At 69.6% G+C, this 21,544-nt stretch carries 16 protein-coding genes; 10 read left to right on the forward strand and 6 right to left on the reverse strand.

What is annotated here, in order from left to right:
- The 6 genes from AWB92_RS07195 to AWB92_RS07220 are packed head-to-tail and all read left to right on the forward strand — an operon-like array spanning position 1 to position 8,203.
- Positions 1 to 1,719, forward strand: a complete 1,719-nt coding sequence (locus tag AWB92_RS07195) for a thiamine pyrophosphate-binding protein (RefSeq protein WP_085184695.1) — start codon at positions 1 to 3, stop codon at positions 1,717 to 1,719.
- Positions 1,720 to 1,734: 15 nt separating this feature from the next.
- A complete protein-coding gene (locus tag AWB92_RS07200; protein ID WP_085184696.1) occupies positions 1,735 to 3,165 on the forward strand; it encodes an aldehyde dehydrogenase family protein in 1,431 nt (476 codons plus the stop codon).
- A gap of 7 nt (positions 3,166 to 3,172) precedes the next feature.
- Positions 3,173 to 4,156, forward strand: a complete 984-nt coding sequence (locus AWB92_RS07205; RefSeq protein WP_085184697.1) for an MDR family oxidoreductase — start codon at positions 3,173 to 3,175, stop codon at positions 4,154 to 4,156.
- Between the two features lie 11 nt (positions 4,157 to 4,167).
- A complete protein-coding gene (locus tag AWB92_RS07210; protein WP_085184698.1) occupies positions 4,168 to 5,364 on the forward strand; it encodes a MaoC family dehydratase N-terminal domain-containing protein in 1,197 nt (398 codons plus the stop codon).
- A 2-nt stretch (positions 5,365 to 5,366) separates the two neighbouring features.
- Positions 5,367 to 7,046 carry a class I adenylate-forming enzyme family protein gene (locus AWB92_RS07215; protein ID WP_085184699.1) on the forward strand — a complete coding sequence of 560 codons (1,680 nt, stop codon included), beginning with the start codon at positions 5,367 to 5,369 and terminating at the stop codon, positions 7,044 to 7,046.
- Positions 7,043 to 8,203 carry an NDMA-dependent alcohol dehydrogenase gene (locus tag AWB92_RS07220; protein ID WP_277622282.1) on the forward strand — a complete coding sequence of 387 codons (1,161 nt, stop codon included), beginning with the start codon at positions 7,043 to 7,045 and terminating at the stop codon, positions 8,201 to 8,203. Before AWB92_RS07215 ends, AWB92_RS07220 begins: the two co-directional genes overlap by 4 nt.
- A gap of 12 nt (positions 8,204 to 8,215) precedes the next feature.
- Here AWB92_RS07220 and AWB92_RS30405 read toward each other — a convergent pair whose 3' ends face one another.
- Together AWB92_RS30405 and AWB92_RS30410 are read right to left on the reverse strand one after the other, a co-directional pair.
- The gene (locus tag AWB92_RS30405) at positions 8,216 to 8,677 is read right to left on the reverse strand and encodes an SRPBCC family protein (protein ID WP_241523393.1); all 462 of its coding nucleotides are present in this window, start codon (positions 8,675 to 8,677) and stop codon (positions 8,216 to 8,218) included.
- Positions 8,674 to 9,531 (reverse strand): rhomboid family intramembrane serine protease, encoded by an 858-nt coding sequence (locus tag AWB92_RS30410; RefSeq protein WP_241523394.1) that lies wholly within the window; start codon positions 9,529 to 9,531, stop codon positions 8,674 to 8,676. The genes AWB92_RS30405 and AWB92_RS30410 overlap by 4 nt, the downstream gene beginning before the upstream one ends.
- Before the next feature lie 67 nt (positions 9,532 to 9,598).
- Between AWB92_RS30410 and AWB92_RS07230 the strand changes: the two genes are divergently transcribed.
- The 3 genes from AWB92_RS07230 to AWB92_RS07240 all read left to right on the forward strand — a co-directional run bounded on the left by AWB92_RS07230 (position 9,599) and on the right by AWB92_RS07240 (position 15,448).
- The gene (locus AWB92_RS07230) at positions 9,599 to 9,973 is read left to right on the forward strand and encodes a nuclear transport factor 2 family protein (RefSeq protein ID WP_085184700.1); all 375 of its coding nucleotides are present in this window, start codon (positions 9,599 to 9,601) and stop codon (positions 9,971 to 9,973) included.
- Positions 9,974 to 10,015: 42 nt separating this feature from the next.
- Positions 10,016 to 10,240 carry a hypothetical protein gene (locus AWB92_RS07235; RefSeq protein WP_068130514.1) on the forward strand — a complete coding sequence of 75 codons (225 nt, stop codon included), beginning with the start codon at positions 10,016 to 10,018 and terminating at the stop codon, positions 10,238 to 10,240.
- A gap of 375 nt (positions 10,241 to 10,615) precedes the next feature.
- Positions 10,616 to 15,448, forward strand: coding sequence for a cation-translocating P-type ATPase (locus tag AWB92_RS07240; RefSeq protein ID WP_085184701.1), 4,833 nt, complete (start codon positions 10,616 to 10,618; stop codon positions 15,446 to 15,448).
- A gap of 7 nt (positions 15,449 to 15,455) precedes the next feature.
- Here the strand turns inward: AWB92_RS07240 and AWB92_RS07245 are convergent, their stop codons facing one another.
- Together AWB92_RS07245 and AWB92_RS07250 are read right to left on the reverse strand one after the other, a co-directional pair.
- Positions 15,456 to 17,027 carry an AMP-binding protein gene (locus AWB92_RS07245; RefSeq protein WP_085184702.1) on the reverse strand — a complete coding sequence of 524 codons (1,572 nt, stop codon included), beginning with the start codon at positions 17,025 to 17,027 and terminating at the stop codon, positions 15,456 to 15,458.
- The gene (locus AWB92_RS07250) at positions 17,024 to 17,944 is read right to left on the reverse strand and encodes an SDR family NAD(P)-dependent oxidoreductase (protein ID WP_085184703.1); all 921 of its coding nucleotides are present in this window, start codon (positions 17,942 to 17,944) and stop codon (positions 17,024 to 17,026) included. Before AWB92_RS07250 ends, AWB92_RS07245 begins: the two co-directional genes overlap by 4 nt.
- A gap of 240 nt (positions 17,945 to 18,184) precedes the next feature.
- Between AWB92_RS07250 and AWB92_RS07255 the strand changes: the two genes are divergently transcribed.
- A complete protein-coding gene (locus AWB92_RS07255; protein ID WP_085184704.1) occupies positions 18,185 to 18,946 on the forward strand; it encodes a cutinase family protein in 762 nt (253 codons plus the stop codon).
- Positions 18,947 to 18,957: 11 nt separating this feature from the next.
- Here AWB92_RS07255 and AWB92_RS07260 read toward each other — a convergent pair whose 3' ends face one another.
- Together AWB92_RS07260 and AWB92_RS07265 are read right to left on the reverse strand one after the other, a co-directional pair.
- Positions 18,958 to 20,334 carry an aldehyde dehydrogenase gene (locus AWB92_RS07260; protein ID WP_085184831.1) on the reverse strand — a complete coding sequence of 459 codons (1,377 nt, stop codon included), beginning with the start codon at positions 20,332 to 20,334 and terminating at the stop codon, positions 18,958 to 18,960.
- Between the two features lie 35 nt (positions 20,335 to 20,369).
- Entirely contained in the window at positions 20,370 to 21,458 is a 1,089-nt protein-coding gene (locus AWB92_RS07265; RefSeq protein ID WP_085184705.1) for an AMP-binding protein, read from the reverse strand.
- Positions 21,459 to 21,544 lie beyond the last annotated feature (86 nt).

The following is a 21,544-nucleotide window of genomic DNA, read 5'->3' on the forward strand; positions in this document are numbered from 1 at the left end:
ATGGCTGTGCCCGTCTACAAGCGCATCCTCGACCTGTTCGAGGTCGAGGGCGTGAACACGCTGTTCGGCATCCCGGATCCGAACTTCGTGCACATGTTCACGGAGGCCGACGCCCGCGGATGGTCCGTCGTCGCACCGCATCACGAGCTGAGCGCGGGCTTCATGGCCGAGGCGGCGTCGCGGATGACGGGCAAGCCCGGCCTGTGCATCGGCACGCTCGGACCCGGCATGGCCAACATCGCCGGGGCGATCCAGTGCGCGAAGGTCGAGAACTCGCCGGTGATCTTCATCGGCGGCCAGCGCGCCCGCATCACCGAGCGCCGGGTCCGGCGCGGCCGCATCCAGTTCGTCCGGCAGGAACCGCTCTTTGCGCCGTCGGTCAAGTACAGCGCGTCGATCGAGTACGCCGATCAGACCGACGAGATCGTTCACGAGGCGATCCGCCGGGCCATGTCGGGAACACCCGGGCCCGCCTACATCGAGTACCCGTCGCACGTCATCCTCGAAGAGCTCGACGTGCCGGATCCGCTGCCACCCAACAGGTATCGGCTCGTCAACCAGACCGCGGGCGAGCGCGAGGTCGCCGAGGCGGCGAAGCTGATCCGGGCGGCCGAAAGCCCGATCCTGCTGGTCGGACACGGGGTCCACACCTCGCGGACCGGTGCTGCGGTCCGGGACCTGGCCGACCTAATGGCCTGCCCTGTGATCCAGACCTCGGGCGGCACGTCGTTCATCGACGGCCTACAGGACCGCACCTTCGCCTACGGGTTCTCGCCGGCGGCCGTCGAGGCGGTGGTGAAGTCCGATCTGTGCGTCGCGCTCGGCACGGAGCTCGGCGAACCGAGCCACTACGGCCGGACCCGCCACTGGGCACCCAACGACGCGAAACGCAAATGGATTCTGGTCGAACAGGATCCGGTGGCCATAGGCGTCAACCGGCCCATCGACATCCCCCTGGTCGGCGACCTTCGCGGTGTGGTGCCCCAGCTGGTGAACGCGCTCCGCGACGAGCCGAGAAACGCGTCGGCCGCTTCCAAGGCCGATCTCGACCGCTGGATCTCCGAGGACGCGGCGGAGCTGGCGCAGCTTGCGGAGAACGCGCCCACCGGCCGCACGCCGATCCACCCGGCGCGGTTCGTCGTGGAGGCCACCCGAGCGTTCCCGAAGGACGGCATCCTGGTCCGCGACGGCGGCGCGACCGTCATCTTTCAGTGGACCTACTCGCAGGCCAAGCCGCGCGACGTCATCTGGAACCAGAACTTCGGCCACCTGGGCACCGGCCTGCCGTACGCGATCGGGGCGTCTGTCGCGGAGGGCGGCAAGCGCCCGGTGATGCTGCTGACCAGCGATTCGGCGTTCCTGTTCCACATCGCCGAGTTGGAAACCGCCGCGCGGCAACAGCTTCCGCTGGTGTGCGTGGTGGGCGTCGACCACCAATGGGGCCTCGAGGTTGGCGTCTACAAGCGCACCTTTCCCCAGCCGTCACCCCAGCCCGGCGTGCACTGGAGCAAAGACGTCCGTCTGGACAAGGTCGCCGAGGGCTTCGGCTGCCACGGCGAGTACGTCGAAAAGGAGGACGAGATCGGCCCGGCGATCGAGCGGGCCTACGCTAGCGGCAAGGCGGCCGTGGTCCACGTCTGCATCGATCCGAAGGCCAATTCCGAGGAGATGCCCAAGTACGACGAATTCCGCACCTGGTACGCAGAAGGCACCCAGTAGGTAGTAAGGAGAGTCATGCGCGAGTACTTGAAGTTCTACATCGACGGCCGCTGGGTCGACCCGGTGCGGCCCAACACCTTCGACGTCGAGAACCCGGCCACCGAACAGGTCGCGGGAAAGATCTCGCTCGGCTCGGCCGCCGACGTCGACGTGGCGGTCAACGCCGCCCGGCGCGCTTTCGACGGCTGGTCGCAGAGCACCCGGGAACAGCGCCTCGAACTGCTGGAGGCGATCCTCGCCGAATACGGCAAACGGGCGGGCGATCTGGCCGACGCCGTCACCGAGGAAATGGGCGCGCCGCCGTCGCTGGCCGCCGGCCCGCAGGTGCAGCTCGGGCTCGGTCACCTGGTGACGGCGATCGACGTGCTGAAGAACTTCCAGTTCTCCGAACAGCACGGGGCAACGCTGATCGCCAAGGAGCCGATCGGCGTGTGCGGGCTGATCACGCCGTGGAACTGGCCGCTCAACCAGATCGCGGTCAAGGTCTACCCGTCGTTGGCGACCGGGTGCACGATGATCCTGAAGCCGTCCGAGGTGGCGCCCTTCTCCGCCTACATCTTCACCGAGATCCTCGATGCGGCGGGCGTCCCGGCCGGGGTCTACAACCTGGTCAACGGCGACGGCCCGGGCGTCGGCGTCGCGCTCGCCAGCCATCCCGATATCGACATGGTGTCGTTCACCGGCTCCACGCGTGCCGGTGTCGAGGTGGCCAGGAACGCCGCGACGACGGTGAAGCGGGTGACCCAGGAACTCGGCGGCAAGAGCCCCAACATCGTCCTCGACGACGCGGGATTCGCCGACAGCGTCCGCGCCGGCGTGGCCAACATGATGCCGAATACCGGGCAGAGCTGTAACGCCCCGTCGCGCATGCTGGTCCCGAATTCGCGGATGGCCGAGGCCATCGACATCGCACGCGAGGTCGCCGAGCAGGTGAAAGTCGGTAATCCCGAGGACAAGAGGGCGATCGGACCGGTGGCCTCACAGGCGCAATTCGAAAAGGTCCAGGGCCTGATCCAGAAGGGCATCGACGAGGGCGCGACCGTCGTGGCCGGCGGCCCGGGCCGGCCGGCGGGGCTGGACAAGGGTTACTACGTCAGGCCGACCGTCTTCGCCAACGTCACCAACGACATGACGATCGCGCGCGAGGAGATCTTCGGCCCGGTGCTGTGCATCCTCGGCTACGACGACCTCGACCAGGCCGTGCAGATCGCCAACGACACCGACTACGGCCTGGCTGGCTACGTTTCCGGGGCCGACCTCGACAAGGCCCGGGAGGTGGCCCGCAAGATCCGTGCCGGCTGGGTGACGATCAACCACGCCTTCGACATGAACTCGGCGTTCGGCGGCTACAAGCACAGCGGCAACGGTCGCGAGTGGAGCGAGTTCGGGTTCCACGAGTATCTGGAGGTCAAGAGCACCCTGGGCTACGCGCCCCAGAAGGGATAAAGCACAGATGTTTTCAGCAGTCTTGATCGACAAGGGTGACGCGGGACAGACCGTCGGGGTCACCGAGCTGGACGAGGCCCAGCTGCCCGACGGTGACGTCAGCGTCGACGTCGAGTACTCCACGCTGAACTACAAGGACGGCCTGGCCATCACGGGCAAATCGCCCGTGGTGCGCAAGTTTCCGATGGTGCCCGGTATCGACCTCGCCGGCGTGGTGACCGAGAGCAGCCACGCCGACTGGACCAAGGGCGACCGCGTGGTGCTCAACGGTTGGGGCGTCGGCGAGACGCATTGGGGCGGGCTGGCTCAGCGAGCCCGCCTCAACAGTGATTGGCTGGTGCCCCTGCCCGCCGCCTTCACCACCCGCCAGGCGATGGCGATCGGCACCGCCGGCTACACCGCCAGCCTTTGCGTCGAAGCACTCCTGCAACGTGGAGTCTCCCCCGATCAGGGCGAGGTCCTGGTGACCGGCGCGACCGGCGGCGTGGGCACCGTCGCGATCGCGCTGTTGACCGCGGCCGGGTTCAAAGTGGCCGCGGCGACAGGCAAGTCGTCGGAAGAGCCGTTCCTCCAGCAACTCGGCGCCGTGACGGTGTTGGACCGCGCCGAGTTGAGTGAGGCCGGCAAGCCGCTGCAGAAGGAGCGTTGGGCGGGCGTCGTCGACACCGTCGGCAGCCACACCCTGGCCAACGCCTGCGCGCAGACCCGGTACGGCGGCGCGGTCACCGCGTGCGGCCTGGCCGGCGGCATGGACTTTCCGGCGACCGTCGCGCCGTTCATCCTGCGCGGTGTGTCGCTGCTCGGCATCGACAGCGTGATGGCGCCCAAGCAGCGGCGGCTGACCGCCTGGGAACGCCTGGCACGCGACCTGGACGCCGGCGCGCTCGACGCGATCGCCCGGGAGATCGGGCTGGGCGAAGCCATCGCCTCGGCCGGCGAACTCATGGACGGCAAGGTGCGCGGCCGGATCGTCGTCGACGTCAACCGCTGACGGGAGCGCCGATGACGAAGAAGACGACCAAGCCCGCGGGCGCCCACCTCGACCTGTCCGACGTCGATCACCGGGTCGGCAAGCCGATCGGCGGCGGTCAGTTGTGGGATCCGTGCAGCTCCTCGGACATTCGGCGCTGGGTGATGGCGATGGACTACCCCAATCCGCTGCACTGGGACGAGCAGTTCGCGCGCGAGTCGAAGTTCGGTGGCATCGTCGCGCCGCAGTCCATCGCGGTAGCCCTGGACTACGGGCACGGCGCGGCGCCGGCGTGTGTCGGCCACATCCCGAACAGCCACTTGATCTTCGGCGGCGAGGAGTGGTGGTTCTACGGCTGTCCGGTTCGGCCCGGGGACAAGTTGTTCCAGGAGCGCCGGTTCCACGACTACAAGGTGACCGAGACGAAATTTGCCGGGCCCACGATGTTTTCGCGCGGCGACACCGTCCACAAGAACCAGCACGGCGCCCTGGTGGCGCGTGAGCGTTCCACCGCGATCCGCTATCTGTACGAGGAAGCCACCAAGCGTGGCATGTTCGAAAACCAGCTCGGCGAGATCAAGCGCTGGACGCAAATCGAACTCGAGGCCGTCGAGAGGCTGCGCCGCGAGTGGCTCGAGTCCAACCGGCTGGGTGTTTCGCCCCGCTTCGACGAGGTCAAGGTCGGCGACACGCTGCCGCGTCGGGTGATCGGCCCGCACAGCATCGCCAGCTTCACCACCGAATACCGGGCGTTCCTGTTCAACATCTGGGGCACCTTCGAGTGGGTGGCGCCAGCGGGCATCGAGGATCCCTGGGTCTATCAGGATCCCGGCTGGGGCAAGGACTTTGCCTTCGACGAAGAAGACGCGAAGATCGATCCGCGCAAGCGCGACGGGCTTTACGTCGGTCCGTCGCGTGGACACATCGACGCCGAGCGGGCCAGCGAGGTCGGCATGGCGCGCGCCTACGGCTACGGCGCCACGATGGGCGCGTGGTGCACCGACTATCTCGCGTACTGGGCCGGCCACGACGGCTTGGTGCGTCACTCCAAGGCCGACTTCCGCACGCCCGCCTTCGAGGGCGACGTGACATATTTCGATGCCGAGATCGTCGACAAGCAAACGGAGTCGGCCTGGGGTGTGCCGCTGGTCCAGGTGAAGCTGCGGCTGACCAACCAGAACGGGGAAATGCTGGTCGGCTGCACGGCCGAGGTGGAACTCCCGTTGTAGCCATGGCCGACGAGACGGATCCGCAAGCGGCACATGTTCTTTCGATCGTTTCCGGGCCACCGCTGTCGGATGAGCCCGGGCTCGGGTCGCTCACGCTGCCGGGCTTCCTGCACGACGTGACGCGGACGTACGGCCCGCGCGAGGCATTGGTGTGGCGCACCGCCGACAGCGTCACCCGGTGGACGTACGCCGAACTCTGGGACCGCGCGATCGAGGTGGCGCGCGCGTTGCGCGCCTGCGGCGTGGGCAACGGCACCCGCGTCGGGGTGTTGATGACAAACCGGCCGGAATGGCTTGCCGCAGTGTTCGGCACCTCCTTGGCCGGGGGCATCGCCGTCCCGTTGAGCACGTTTTCGACGCCGCCCGAACTGGACCATCTGATCCGGGCCTCCGCCATCGCGGTGCTGTTGTTCGAACGCAGGGTGCTGACGAAGGACTTCGCGGCCGTGCTGGCCGAGCTGGACCCGGCGACGTACCCCTATTTGCGCAAACTCGCGCTCGTCGGTGACCCGGCGCCGGGCATCGAATCGTGGCCCGAGTTCCTGTCGTCCGGCCACGACGAGCCGCGCGAACTGGTCGAGGCGACTGCCGCGGCGGTGTATCCCAGCGATGCCGCCGTGCTGTTCTTCTCGTCCGGCTCGACCAGCAAGCCGAAGGGCATCCTCGGCGCGCACCGCGGGGTGTGCATACAGCTGTGGCGCTTCCGGCGCATGTACGGGTTCAGCCCGGACGACCACATTCGCGGCTGGACCGCCAACGGCTTCTTCTGGTCCGGCAATTTCACGATGGTGCTCGGATCCACGCTGGCCAGTGGCGGGGCACTGGTCCTGCAATCGACGTTCGACGCCGCCGAGGCGCTCGAGCTCATGCAGGCCGAGCGGGTGAACTTCCCGTTCGCGTGGCCCCACCAGTGGGCCCAGTTGGAGGGCGCGCCCAACTGGAGCACGGTGGACCTGAGCAGCGTGCGGTTCGCGGATTTCAAGACCCCCATCGCCCACCATCCGACGGTGTCGGGCGAGTGGCGCGAGCCGGGCCACGCCTACGGCAACACCGAAACATTCACGATCACAACGGGTTATCCCGCCAACACCCCACCCGAGGTCCACGCCGAGAGCTTCGGGGTGGCGCTGCCCGGTGTGACGTTGAAGATCGCCGATCCGCTCACCGGCGGCACCGTCCCGCGCGGCCAGGCGGGCGAGATCTGCGTCAAGGGGCCGACACTCATGCTCGGCTATCTCGGCACCCCGCTCGACGAGACGCTCGATTCCGAGGGCTTCTTCCCGACCGGCGACGGCGGCTACCTCGACGACGAGGGGCGGCTCTACTGGCAGGGCCGGCTGACCGACATCATCAAGACCGGCGGCGCGAACGTCTCCCCCCGCGAAGTCGACGAGGCCCTCATGGCGCAGCCGGGCGTCAAGGTTGCCCAGACCGTCGGCGTTCCGCACCACACCCTCGGGGAGGTCGTTGTCGCCTGCATCGTGCCACACGACGGCGTAATCATCGACACCGCAGCGCTTTTGGCCTGTATTCGGCAACGATTGGCGAGTTATAAGGTGCCGCGCCATGTGCTGTTCTTCCGCGAGGACGAAGTGGCGGTGACGGGCAACGCCAAGATCAAGGCCGGCGAACTTCGGGAACTGGCCGTCAAGCGACTGACCGAAGCAGGAGGTCTGCCATGAAGTGTCGTGCCGCCGTGCTGCGCGGCGTCGCCGAGGACTGGGAGGTCCGCGAGATCACTCTCGACCCACCACGCGGCGGCGAGGTCCTGGTGCGAATGGCCGTGGCCGGAATCTGCCATTCCGATGACCACGTGTACACCGGCGACGTGGTGCCCACCCCCGAAGTGCTGGCCGCAAGCGGTCAGCCCGCGCCGGACTGGTTCCCGCTGCTGGGTGGCCACGAGGGCGCCGGCGTCGTCGCGGAGGTCGGGCCGGGCGTGACGACGGTGCAACCCGGGGACCACGTGGCGCTCTCGTTCATCCCCGCATGCGGCAGCTGCCGGTTCTGCGTCAACGGTCAAAGCTACATTTGCGATATCGGCGCGAGCCTGTTCGTGCGGGAGATGCCCACCGACGGAACGTGCCGCCGGCACCTCGGCGACGAAAACCTGTTGGCCTATGGGCAACTGGGGACTTTCGCGGAATACGCGGTGCTGTCCGAGAGGTCCGTCATCAAGATCGACGACGCGATACCCTTCCACGCCGCCTCACTGGTCTCCTGCGGTGTCAGCACCGGCTGGGGCTCCGCGACGGTCTCGGCGGGCACCGAACCGGGAGACACCGTCGTCGTCATCGGTGCCGGCGGCGTCGGGATGAACGCCCTGCAGGGCGCGCGCGCCGTCGGCGCAAAATATGTGGTCGCGGTGGATCCCGTTGAATCCAAGCGGGATTCGGCCAAGATATTCGGCGCCACGCACACCGCCGCCTCCGCGCAGGACGCGATACCGTTGGTCAGAGAGATCACCGCGGGCCTGATGGCCGACCGCGTCGTCGTCTGCCCCGGCGTTGTGCACGTGGACCTGATCCCGTTGGCGATGACGCTGCTTCGCAAGGGCGGGGTCTGCGTGCTCACCGGCATCACCCCGTACACCGAGCCCCCGACGCCGTTGGTCCTGCAGGAGATGACGCTGTCGGCCAAACAACTCCGGGGCGCCCTCTACGGCGGGATGAACCCGCGCACCAGCGTGCCGCTGCTGCTGTCGTTGTATCAGGCGGGCGCGTTGAAACTGGACGAGCTGGTCACCCGCCACTATGGGCTCGACCAGATCAACGAGGCGTTCGCGGACCTGCGCGAAGGGCGGAACATTCGCGGGATCATCGATTTCGCCGGCGCCTAAAACGCCGCCCGTTCAACCGGATTCGAAGTGGCGCCGGATGCCGGCCAGCATCTCGGCATGCGCCTTGACGGCCTCCCGCGTCGTCATCGCGGCGAGCGGGCGGGGCGCGGCGATCCGGATCCGCTCGGTGACGCGGGTTCCGCCGTCGATCGGCGCGAAGCTCACGCTTCCGCGCAGGCGCACCCCCGGCGACTGATCGGCCTCGGTCGTCACCTCGCCGTCCGTGCGGACGTGCAGCCGCGCGCGATAGGTGATCCGCATGGTGAACGGCCCCAACGGAATCCGGTCCACCACCCGGTAGCTCTGCAGGTAGCCTTCCGGCGTTTCGGCGCGCGACGTCGCCTGCACCGACACGATCAGCGGATGCACGACTTTGATGTTGTCCAGATCCACGTAAAAATCGCGGACGTCGTCGGGCGGCGCGGGGACATCTTCGGACAGCTCGGTTTCGGCGTGCGCCGTCCACCAGCTCACAGGTAGAGCTCCGCCGCGAGAACGCCCGTGCGCCACCAGATCAACGCCGCGAACAGAACCGATGCCAGGACGGTGACCGAGGCCTGGATCAGGTTGCGGCGTTCCCTCGGCGCGTAAACGTAAGCCGCGGCGACCAATCCGCCGGTCACCAGCCCGCCCACGTGGCCCTGCCAGCTGATCCGTTCGGAACTCACGGCCGGAGCCACGAACGTGTAGAGCAAATTGATCACGATGACCGCGACAACCCAGCGCATGTCGAGGTTGAGCCGCTTCGCCACCACCAAAGTGGCGCCGAAAAGGCCGAACACCGCGCCCGACGCGCCCGCCGTCGCCGTGTTCAGCGTGATCAGGTAGACCAGCACCGACCCGCCCAGCAGGCTCAGCGCGTACAGCGCGCCGAACCGCAACCGGCCGAGCAGCATCTCGAGGGGCGGGCCGACGACGTACAGGGCCCACATGTTCAGCAGCAGATGAGCGGCGCCGTAATGCACGAACGCCGAGGTCACCAGCCGGTACAGCTGGCCGTCGGCGACGGCGGGTGGCCACAGCACGAGCTGACTTTGCAAGCCCCGCACCGACATCTGCAGCGCGAACACTCCCACGTTGATCGCGATCAGCGCGTAAGTGATCACGGGCATGCCCGGCCGTTCCCGCCCGCCGAATTGCGTGCGGGGCTGACGAATGCTTCGGGCACCCGCCTCCACGCATTCCACACATTGGTGACCGACCGCGGCCGCGCGCATGCAGTCCGGGCAGATGTAGCGCTCGCAGCGGTTGCAGCGCAGATAGGTCTGGCGACCGGGATGCCGGTAACACGTCGGCGCTTCGGCCTCCGGTGGCCTGGGTGCAGTCATCGCACTATTCTCACCGTTTCCCAGGTTGCCGCGGTGCCTTACTGTGTTTTCCGTGAGGTCACCGAATGTGACTGAGGTCCGGGCCGGCGTCGTGGAGCGCTACCTGGAATGCCTCGCCGCCCACGATTGGGACGGCCTCGCCACCACCATCGCCGACGACGGACTGACCCGGGAGGGCCCGTTCTGCGACGTCGTCGAGGGCAAGCAGCACTACGTCGCCTACCTGCGCAAGGTGTGTACGACCCTCAAGGGTCACCGGCTGGAGGTGCAGCGGGTCTCGCACGTGAACGATTGCCTTTCCTACGTCGAGTTGACCGAGGCGTTCGAGATCGACGGCGTCAGCGCGACGTGGCCCGAATGCATTCTTTTCGAGCGGGGAGACGACGGGCTGATCTCTCGCGTCAGCGTGTTCTTCAAGCAACGCTCGCCCGACACCGGCTAGAGGTCTATTCCCTCCCCCGCGGAATTGACCTACCGTGTTGGGATGGAGGAAGCAGGAACCCCGGAGTCGGTGCCGGTCGAGAAATTGCACTCGGGCGACCCGATCACCGATTGTGGTCAGCGGTACATAGTTCTCGAGTCGAAATCTCTCGGCGATAGTTGCGTGGTCCTCGAGCTGGAGTCCCGGGTGAACCATCAGTTGCAGGTCATCGAGAAGTCCTTCCCGGCCGGTTATCAGGTTGGCAGGGCGAATCACCGGATCTTGTAGACCTTTTACCCAAGCCGAATGCGCGAGTAGCCGTCCGACGGCTACCGCGCATTTGTGTTTTCAGCCCGGCTGGTACGCCTGGCGTTCCCGAAACACCTTCTCCGCCAACCAGTTCGGCGCGCGATGCCGCGACGGCGTCGTTCCGACGACGCCTCCCCGAGATTTCTGCACCTCTGCGTGTTCTCCCATGTTTGGCCCGCCGCCAACCCGGTAACCTTTTTGCCAGGAAGCAATTGCAACCCTGGCAACCGAGCGAGTCCGACGCGCCCCACTCGCTGGTGTAATCGCGCGGCCGTCCATCCGGGCCACATGTGGACAGGCCGCTGACACGCCAGGATCATTAGGCGCGGGCAGACGGGTTTGAAGGGTGACGGAATGAGGATTCCGGGTGTAACCAGCGTCGTCGCTGGCGTGACCGGCGGGGCCGCGCAGGTGGTACGAGCCGGCGTCTCTACTGCGGCCGGCGCCGCGGGCGCGGTGCAGATATTCGCCAGCCCGGTGATGGAATTGGCCAGCCCGGTGGTTTCGTCGATGGCCCACACGACCGGCCGGGCGATCGGCATCGGCGCCGCGTCCAACGGCTCCTCCCCCAACGGTGTCGCCCCGCCGGTGCGCTGGCACAGCGGGCGCCGGGTGCATCTGGACCTGGACCCACTGCTGCCCTTCCCCAGCTGGCACGAACACGCGGCGGTGGTGGAGGAACCTATTCGCAGGATTCCGGGCGTCGCCACGGCTCATGTCGAGGGCGCGCTAGGCCGGCTCGTGGTCGAACTCGACGCCAACGCCGACGCCGACCAGGTGCTGGACGAAGTCCGGGAGACGGTGTGCAGCGTGGCCGCCGACCTGGCTTTCACCGGACCCAAGGCGATAAGCCGCACCGCGCCGTTCGCCGACCCGGGTAACCCGTTGGCGATTCTGGTCCCGTTCACCGCCGCGGCGATGGACGTCGCGGCCATCGGCGCCGCGGTAACCGGGTGGCTTGGCCGCCTGCCCGTCGCGCCGCGCAGCGCGCGCGCCGCGGCGGCCCTGCTCAATCACCAGCCGCGGGTGGTGGCCGTCCTGGAGTCGCGGCTGGGTCGCGTCGGCACCGACATCGCGCTGAGCGCCTCGACGGCCCTCGCCAACGGACTAACCCAGGCGGTGGGCACGCCGATGCTGGACCTGGCGCAACGCGGCCTGCAGATCTCGGAGGCGTCGGCCCACCGTCAGCGCTGGCGGGAGCGGGAGCCGCAGCTGGCCTCGCCGGATCGGCCCCAGGCGCCGGTAGTGCCCGTCATCTCGTCGGCCGGGCCCAGCTCGCAGGCCCCGCGGCACAACTGGGCCGCGGCGGCCGCCGGCGAGGTCTCGCACGTGATGGTCGGCGGGGCGATCGACGCCGCCATCGACACCGCGAAGGGTTCCATGGCCGGCCCGGTCGAGGAGTACGCCGATCAGGCCGCGAACGCCTCGCTTATCGCCGCGGCCGGGGCGCTGCTGGCCGGCGGTGGCACCGAAGACGCGGCCGGCGCGCTGCTGGCCGGCGTGCCGCGGGCCGCGCACGTGGGCCGTCAGACCTTCGCCGCTGTGCTGGGGCGCGGCCTCGCCAACGCCGGGCAACTGATCCTGGACCCCGGCGCCCTGCGCCGGCTGGATCGGGTCAAGGTGGTCGTCATCGACGGCGCCGCGCTGCGCGGCGACAACCGCGCGGTGCTGCAGGCCAGAGGAGACGTACCCGGCTGGGACGAGGACCGGGTCTACGAGGTCGCCGACGCGCTGCTGCACGGTGAAGAGGCGCCCGACCCCGACCCCGACGAATTGCCGGCCACCGGGGCGCGCCTGCGATGGCTCCGCGCCCAGGAGCCGTCGGCGACGCCCGCCCAGGGCCTCGAACACGCCGACCTCATCGTCGACGGTGAACGCGTCGGCGGCGTCGACGTGGGATGGGAGGTCGACCCGTTCGCGATCCCGCTGTTGCAGACGGCCCACCGGACGGGGGCGCGGGTGGTGCTGCGCCACGTCGCCGGCACCGAGGACCTGACTGCCAGCGTCGCGGTGAGCCACCCCGCGGGCACGCCGCTGCTGCAGTTGGTCCGCGATCTGCGGACGGACCGTGGCCCGGTGCTGCTGATCACCGCCGTGCACCGGGACTTCGCGTCCACCGATACGTTGGCGGCCCTGGCCGTCGCCGACGTCGGCGTGGCCCTGGACGATCCGCAGGCCGCGACGCCGTGGACCGCCGACATCATCACCGGCACCGACCTCGCCGCGGCGGTGCGAATCCTTTCGACGCTGCCGGTGGCCCGGGAGGCCACCGAATCGTCGGTGCGCCTGGCCAAGGGCGGCAGCACGCTGGCCGGGTTGTTGCTGGTCACGGGCGAGCCCGGGACGGCCAATCCGTTGGCGGTGCAGCGCTGGCTCAACCCGGTCAACGCGGCCGCCGCGGCCGCGTTGGTATCCGGCGTCTTCTCGGCCACCCGGGCGCTCCGGTTGCCGGACCCCACGCCGCAACCGCTGACCGCGTGGCACGCCCTGGATCCCGAAATCGTTTACTCGCGGCTGGCCAGCCGTACGCGGCCGCTGGCCGTCGAGCCCGGGGAGGCGCCCTGGCGGCAGGTGCTCGACGACCTTTCCTACAACCCGCTCGTCGCGCCGCTGCGCGGCCCGGCCACCCGGCTCGGGCGGCTGCTGTCCGCGACGCGAGCCGAGCTCGCCGATCCGCTCACGCCGATCCTGGCGGTGGGCGCGGCGGCCTCGGCGATCGTCGGCAGCAACGTCGACGCGCTGTTGGTTGCGGGCGTGATGACGGCCAACGCGATCGCGGGCGGGGTGCAGCGGCTGCGGGCCGAGGCGGCGGTCGCCGAGCTGTTCGCCGAGCAGGACCGGCACGCGCGCCGCGTCGTCCTCCCGACCGTTGCGACGGCGCGTCGCCGGCTCGAGGCGGCCCGTTCCGCCGAACGGACCGTGACGGTGAGCGCCAAGTCGCTGCGCCCGGGCGACATCATCGACCTGGCCGCCCCGGAGGTGGTGCCCGCCGACGCGCGCCTGTTGGTGGCCGAGGACCTCGAGGTCGACGAGTCCTTCCTCACCGGTGAGTCGCTGCCGGTGGACAAGCAGGTCGATCCCGTCGCGGTCACGGACTCCGACCGGGCCAGCATGCTTTTCGAGGGCAGCACCATCGTCGCCGGCCGCGCCCGGGCGATCGTGGTGGCCACCGGCGCCGGCACCGCCGCGCAACGGGCGATGTCGGCGATCGCCGATGTCGAGTCGGCCGCCGGGGTGCAGGCGCGGTTGCGGGAATTGACCAGCAAGGTGCTTCCGCTGACGCTTGCCGGCGGCGCGGCGGTGACCGGTTTGGCCCTGGCGCACCAGGGTTCGCTGCGCCAGGCGGTCGCCGACGGCGTCGCGATCGCGGTGGCCGCCGTCCCGGAGGGACTCCCGCTGGTGGCCACCCTGTCCCAGCTCGCCGCGGCCCAGCGGTTGTCGCGGCGCGGCGTGCTGGTCCGCACCCCACGCGCCGTCGAAGCGCTGGGCCGCGTCCAGACGGTGTGCTTCGACAAGACCGGCACCCTCACCGAGAACCGCCTGCGCCTCGTCCGGGCGGTGCCGCAGGAGACGAGCGCGGACGGCCCCTTCCCGGATCCCGCCGAGCCGCGCGCCGTCGAGGTGCTGCGCATCGCCGCGCGCGCGTGCACCCAGCCGCACAACGGGCAGGGGCACGCGCACGCCACCGACGAGGCCATCCTGACGGCCGCCAATTCCCTTGATGGTCAGGCGGATTCGGAGTGGACCGTGCTCGCCGAGGTGCCGTTCGAGTCCAGTCGCGGCTACTCTGCCTCCATCGTCACCGCCACCGCCGCGACGGCGGAGCCGATGCTGATGGTCAAGGGCGCCCCCGAGGAGATCCTGCCGCGATGCCGGTTCGCCGAAGGCAACGGGGACCAAGACCATGCCGAGTCGTTGGTGTTGAGTCTCGCCGGGGAAGGCCTGCGCGTGCTGGCGGTGGCCCGGCGCAACTGGGACCGCGGGACCGCCGAGGAGGACACCGACGCCGACAGCGTCGACGCCGCCGCGCACGACCTGGAGCTGGTCGGCTTTGTGGGATTGGCCGACACCGCGCGCCCGTCGGCGCGGCCGCTGATCGAGGCGCTGGTGCAGGCCGGACGCCGGGTCGTGCTGATCACCGGCGACCACCCCATCACCGCCCGGGCGATCGCGCGCCAGCTGGGGCTGCCGTCGGATGCGCGTGAGGCCACCGGGGCCGAACTGGCCGCGCTCGACGAGGACGCCCGGGCCAGACTCGCCGCCGACGTGCAGGTGTTCGCCCGCGTCAGCCCCGAGCAGAAGGTGCAGATCGTCGCGGCGTTGCAGCACAGCGGGCAGGCGGTCGCGATGGTCGGCGACGGGGCCAACGACGCCGCCGCGATCCGGATGGCCGACGTCGGCATCGGGGTCAGCGGTCGCGGGTCGTCGGCCGCCCGCGGGGCCGCCGACATCGTCTTGACCGACGACGACCTCGGCGTCCTGCTCGACGCGCTGGTCGAGGGCCGCGGCATGTGGGGCGGGGTGCGCGACGCCGTCAGCATCCTGGTCGGCGGCAACGTGGGCGAGGTGCTCTTCACCATCATCGGGACCGCGTTGGGCACCGGCCGGGCGCCGGTGGGCACGCGTCAACTGCTGCTGGTGAACCTGCTCACCGACATGTTTCCCGCGCTCGCGGTGGCCGTCACGCCGCAGTACCCGCAACCAGAAGACGATGAGGACGGCGCCGACCGCGACGCCGAGGAAATGCAGCGGGCCTTCCAGCTGGCGGCGCTGTCCGAACCCTCGCCGTCGCTCGACGCGCCGCTCATGCGCCAGATCGTCACCCGCGGCGCCGTCACCGCCGCCGGCGCGACGGCGGCCTGGGCCATCGGGCGTTGGACTCCGGGCACCGAACGCCGCACGTCGACAATGGGTCTCACCGCGCTGGTGAGCACGCAGCTCGCGCAGACCCTGTTGACCCGCCGTCACAGCCCGCTGGTCCTGGCCACCGCGCTGGGCAGCGCGGGTGTGCTGGTCGCCATCGTGCAGACCCCGGGCGTCAGCCAGTTCTTCGGCTGCACGCCCTTGGGGCCGGTCGCCTGGTCCGGCGTGATCGGTTCGACGGCGGGGGCCACCGCCGTGTCGGTGCTGGCGCCCAACTGGCTGGCCAACCGGGTCGCCGCGCTGGAGCCCAAGGACAAGCAATAGCCAGCTTCTAGGTCGACAGCTCCTTGCGCACCACCTTGCCCGCGGGGTTGCGCGGGATGCTCTCGACGATGTTGATGTCGCGCGGCTGCTCGAAGCGGGAAACCCTGCCCTTCAAGTAATCCCGCAGCGCCTCCGGATCGAGGCTGCGCCCGGGCTGCGGGACCACGAACGCGGCCAGCCGATGACCGAACTGTTCGTCGGGAACGCCGATGACCGCGTTGTCGGCGATGTCGGGGTGCTCGGCGAGCGCGTTCTCGACCGCGCGCGGGTAGACGTTCTCGCCGCCGGAGATGATCATGTCGTCCTCACGGCCGACGATGTAGAGCCGGCCCGAGTTGTCGAGGTAGCCCATGTCGCCGGTGCTGGTCATGGTGCCGACGACGGCTTTGGCACCACCGTCGGTGTAGCCCTCGCTGGCCAGCTCGCCGCCGACGAAGATGCGGCCCGTGACGCGCGGGCCGACGGGTCGGTCGTTCTTGTCGAAGATGCGCACCGGGCAGCCGGCAACGGGTTTTCCGACCGTCTCGGGGGCCTCGCGCAGGTCGGCCGGCGTGGCCAGCGCGCCGATGCCGACTTCGGTTGAGCCGTAACCGTTGTAGAGAATGTCGCCGTAGGCGTCCATGAACCGCTGCCCGAGATTGGGATCCAGCCGGTCGCCACTGGACAGCACCACACGCAGGTAGGGCAACGGGTTTCGCACCCGCACTCGCTGCGGCAGGTCCAGGATGCGCGCCAACACGACCGGCACCGCGGTGAAGGCGTCGGCACGATGCAGCGATGCCTGCGCCAGCGCGGCCTCGGCGTCGAAGTGTCGATTCGTCAGGACCGTCCCGCCGAGGGCCACCGTCAGCATCAGCACGCCGAGCCCCAACCCGTGAAACATCGGCATCGCCACCGAGATCCGCGACCCGGTCCGCAACCCGGTGCGGTCCAGGATCGTCACCCAGACGCCCACCGCCGAACGCAGCTGCGGTGTGCGCGGCACACCCTTGGGCCTGCCCGTCGTACCCGACGTCAGCAGGATGATCCGGCCGGGCGCGGCCACGTCGGGTCTCGAAGGCCGCCAGCCTTCGTCGCGCGCACCGACCGCCGCCGGGTCGACGAGGGCAACCGACTGATCGGCTGCGCGCACCCGTTCCGCGAACTCGTCGTCGGCGACCATCGTCGTGATCCTGTGCCCGCTCAGCGCGGCGGCCAGCGCGTCGGTGCGGAAGTCCGTGTTGACGAGCACCACGTCGGCGCCGATCAGCGCGGCGGCGAAGAAGCCCTTGACGAAGCCCTGCCCGTTGCGGCACATCAGCCCGACGGCCTGTCCGGGACCGGCCCCGGCGCCGGACAACTCGCGGGCAAGGGATTCCGTTTCCGAGCGCAGCTCGCGGTAGGTGAGGGCGCCGTCGTCGTCTATGATCGCCGCGCGGTCGGGCCAGCGAGCCGCCGTGACCGCCAGCAGCGTGTAGGGATTGGTGCCGCCGCGGCGCGCCTCGCGAATGAGCCGCACCGTCGCGACCGGCGAAGGTGGACTGAGCAGTCGGGAGCGCAGCAGCGCGCGCAACGCGGTGGCGACCACGCCGTCGGTCATCGTCCGGCCTCTTGGTCGTCGGCGTCGGCGAAGAAGCGCCGGTGCCACAGCCGGGCCGCGCGATCGGCGGGCCCGGCCAGCAGCACCGAGGCCAGCTCGGCCGGCCACACCCACGGCGGTTCATTGGTGCGGGGCCGCTCGATCACCGCCTTGGCGATCGCGTCGGCGGCCTCGTCCGGGGACAGGCCGGGAAGCCGGCCCAGGATCGGTGTGGGCGCGATCATCCGGGTACGGACCAGCGCGAAGTAGACCGCCGTGACGTCCACGCCGTCGACGTGCAATTCCGGGGCAACGCTGCGCAGCCACCGGTCGAACGCGCCCTTGGAGGCCTGGTAGGCGCCCCACTGCGGGCCGGGAACGACGCGCACCCCGACGCTCGACACGTTCACGATGTGCCCGCCGCCGCGCTCGCGCATGGCCGGCAGCAGGCCCAGCAGCAGCCAGATCGGTCCGAGGTAGTTGATGCCGATGGTGCGCTGGAAGTCATGGGGGCGGTCGTACTGATCATGCAGGCTGCGACGCAACGACTTGCCCGCGTTGCTCACCACGATGTCCACCGCGCCGTACTCCTCGGTGACCCGCTTCGTCAGCTCGCTGACCGCGGACTCGTCGGTGAGGTCGGTCGGGTAGGCGACCGCCCGGCCGCCGCCGGCGTTGATGGCCGCCGCGATGTCCTCGAGCCTTTCCGCGGACCGCGCGACGATCAGGACCGTCGCTCCCGCGGCGGCCATCTTGCGGGCCGTCGCCTCGCCGATGCCATACGACGCACCGGTCACCAGTACCGTCTTGCCGGAAACGGCACCGCGCAGCCGGTCGGGGTCGGAGATCCGCGCCGGATTTGCCAATCGATCGGTGGCTCGCGCCAGGGTCGCGTCGAAGGCCTTCGCGAGGGGCTGAGGTATCACGTTCACGTTCATTGCCGCATTCACTCCGAATTGCGCGCGAGGGGCGGCGCTGGCTCGACCGTGTGCCTCGACTCGGACTACAGCAAGCAGACCACACCGCGGGATGGGCCCGCGCCCCGGCCCGGCAATCGGTCGCTGTCGCGAATCGCTCACCGGCGCGCTGGCGCGCGTCCGCCGGAGGTTTTACGGATCTGAAATATTTCGCCGGAAGATCACTGTTTAGGCAGGGGTTCAGTTGGGCACAATTGCGGCATGATCGCACGTCACCTCCCTCGTTTCCTTGGTCCAGCAGTCGTCGCGGCGGCCGGCGTGAGCGCCTCGGTCCTCTCCGGCGCGCTCCCAGCCGCCTCCGCCCAATGTCCCGACGTGCAGGTGGTGTTCGCCCGCGGGACCGGTGAGCCGCCCGGCCTTGGCGCGACCGGCCAGGCGTTCGCCGACACCCTCCGCTCGCGAGTCGGCGCAAGGTCCTTCGACATCTATCCGGTCAACTATCCCGCCAGCCAGGAGTGGGCGACGGGTCTCGACGGCATCAGGGACGCAGGCGCGCACGTGGTTTCGATGGCGCATGACTGCCCCAACACCAAGATGGTGCTCGGCGGTTTTTCCCAGGGTGCGGCGGTGATGGGCTTCGTCACCTCGTCCTCCGTGCCGGACGGGGTGGATCCCGCGACCGTACCGAAGCCGCTGGGTCCCGACGTGGCCAACCACGTCTCCTCGGTGGTGCTGTTCGGAATGCCGAACGTCCGGGCGATGAACTTCCTCAACCAGCCCCCGGTCTCGATCGGTCCGCTGTATCAGGGCAAGACCATCAAGGTGTGCGCCCCCGAGGACCCGGTGTGCTCCGACGGCATGAACTTCGCCGCCCACGATGCCTACGCCGACGACGGGGCGATGATCGACAAAGGCGTCGCCTTCGCGCTGAGCCGCCTCGGCGAGGGTCCAGCCGCCCCGGCGGGTCCCGCGGCGCCGACGACGGTCGTCGCGTCGCCAAGCGGCGGGGGCTTCGGCAGCTGAGCGGACCGGGATTAGTCCCTGACAAATCCCTTGTTGCGCATCAGGAAATCGGCCAGAAACCCGTCGTGCGGGATTTCGGGGGCCGCGTAGAAGGTCGGGTGGTGCCCGGGGTAGACGTTGGCGACCGTCGGTTCGGCGAGCAGCTCTTCGACGAGCCGCTCGTCGTCGGCGATGGCGGTGACCACCAGTGAATGCCGCAGCGGCGCGACGCCCGCGGCGCGCGGCCACGGCGCCACCCAGACGCACGGAAACGGCAACTCGGTGTTGATCTTGTCGCCGAGCTGGCCGGAGCCGGGTTCCTCCAGCAGGTGCACCGCCGGACGCAGCGCCGCACAGCCGTCGCCGATCGGGGCGACCACCCCATCGGCGCCCAGCAGCGGCGTCGTTCCGGTGGCCTTGACGGCCAGATAGGCCGCAAGCGCCCGCGCCTTTTCCAGGGGCTGGGTGGGCAGGATCGCGCGCTCGTCCTCGCTGGGCAGCGGCTCGATGGCGGCCAACCGCTCGGCGATGGCGTGCGCCAACGGGGCGGGGTCGCCCTCGTAGAGCACCGCGGTGGCGTTGACACACGCCATCCCACCCAGGTTGGCGATCGAGTCGACGATGAGGTCGAGGTGGTCGCGCCAGTCCCGGTCCGTCGTGATGAGGATCTTCGTGCGGCCGGGACCGTTCACCATCACGGCGGGATCGTCGGCGTACTTGTCCACCACGTCCTGGCCGCCGTACACCATGGCCAGGTCGGCCGAGCGGATGATCTCGTCGGCGCCGCCGTGGTCGGTGGGCAGATAGGCCGCGTCTTCGGGACGAAATCCCGCCTGGCGCAAGGCATTCACCAGCCGGTGGCCGGTCAGCGGTTCACGGCGCGACGGGCGCACCGCCACCCGGTATCCCAGCGCGAGCGCCTGCGGCCACAGGGCGTGCACCCCCGGACCGTTGCCCGCCGCGTGCACCGAGAACGCCTCCCCGCGCCGCGCCCACACCGCGCCGCCCTTGCGGATGCGCTCCTCGCGCCAGTCGAGCGCGGCGCCGGCGGGCCGAGCCGAGCGCACCGCGTCGAAGGCCGAGCCGACGGCGTCGGCCACCCCCCGTGCCCCGGCCCGGGCGACCGCGATCGGCAGCCCGGAAATGCCACTGGCCAGCCGCACGTACTCCTCGAAGTCCAGCCCGCCGATGACCGCAGTGGCAAACAGACCGGCCGCGTCGGCCAGCGCCGCTTCGCGCTGCCCGGCGGGCAGCGGCGCGGCCTTCCGCTGCGTGCCGATGGTGCGCGAAACATACAGCGGCGGAACGATGCTCAGCTCGGCAACGGGGGCGCCGGCGGTGTTCATGACGACCTCGCGGTTGCGGGTGCGATACTCGCCACCGGGGCCAAGCGCGTCGATCTGCACCAAATCGGTTGTGAGGCCGGAGCTTTGCCCTCCCACGGTCAGTACACGCCTTCGATGACGGCCTCGCCCTCGAAGGTGGTGACGGGCCGCACCTCGCTGACGGAATCGCTGAGTTCGCCCGCCGGCCCCGGCATCCGGATGGCCAGGTCCCGCTCCAGGTTGTTGGGGATGAACATGCCCCTGCTGATGTGGTTCATCACCACCTGGCCTCGTTGCCCGTACGGCACTCGCTCTCCGGTCTCGGGGTCGACGACCCAGAACACCACATACGGTGTGCGCGGGTCGAAGACGAACGAGTCGCCGTCGGTGGTGCGGGTGACCGCTTGGGAGAGCACCATGGTGCTGCCGAAGGCCATGGTGATGGTCGTGTCGGGGAAGATGTCGCGCAGCAGGTCGAGCGTGTCGGCGTCCACGTGGGCACCGCTGAGCAACAAATAGCGGACCTTGTCGTTGACCAGGTCGACCACGCGGTCGTCTCGGGCGATGGCCTCGAGTAGCGGCGGGGTGGTGTGCAGATTGGCGACGTTCTGGGTCTGCAGGACGAACACCGCCTGCTCGACGACGTGGTCGATGTAGGCGGCCACCTCGTCGGCCGCGTTGCGGGCCGCGAGCTTCTTCACCCAGCGGGGGTCGATGTCGATCGCGTGAAAGACCGCGCCGAGCCGTTGGGAGACCAAGCGGGAGAAGTAGCCGACCCCGTGCGGCCCGCTCGGCATCACGCACAGGAAGCCCCGGTCCCGAACAAAGCCGCCCCCCGCGAAGTCCTCGGTTTGCCATTCGACGACCTGCGCGATCCAATCCGGCATCTGCACAGTGCGTTTCGGTGCGCCGGTGGTGCCGCCGGACTCGAATATCTGGGGCAGCGGCGCGGGCGACCCATAACCGCGCGGAATGAGGTCCTCGACCGGCGTGACCCGCAACTCGTTGACGAGGTTGGGGAACAGGCGCAAGTCGGCAAAGGTTTTGACGTCGGTCAACGGGTCGAAGTTCAGCGTCTGGGCGGTTCGCAACCAGAAGCGGGAACCGGTGTCCTCGCCGAAGTGCCACGCCATGGCGGCGCGCAGGTACGCCTCGGGGTCGGCGACCGGAGCCGATCGGGGAACGTCCAACAGCGAAAAGTCGCCCATGCCGTCGATCCTGTCGCATCGCTGACCCGCCCGACAACCGTGCCGGAGCGCGCCGGGCATACGGGCGTTGAACGTTGCCCGATCCC

Source organism: Mycobacterium sp. IEC1808, assembly GCF_002101935.1.
Classification (GTDB): Bacteria; Actinomycetota; Actinomycetes; order Mycobacteriales; family Mycobacteriaceae; genus Mycobacterium.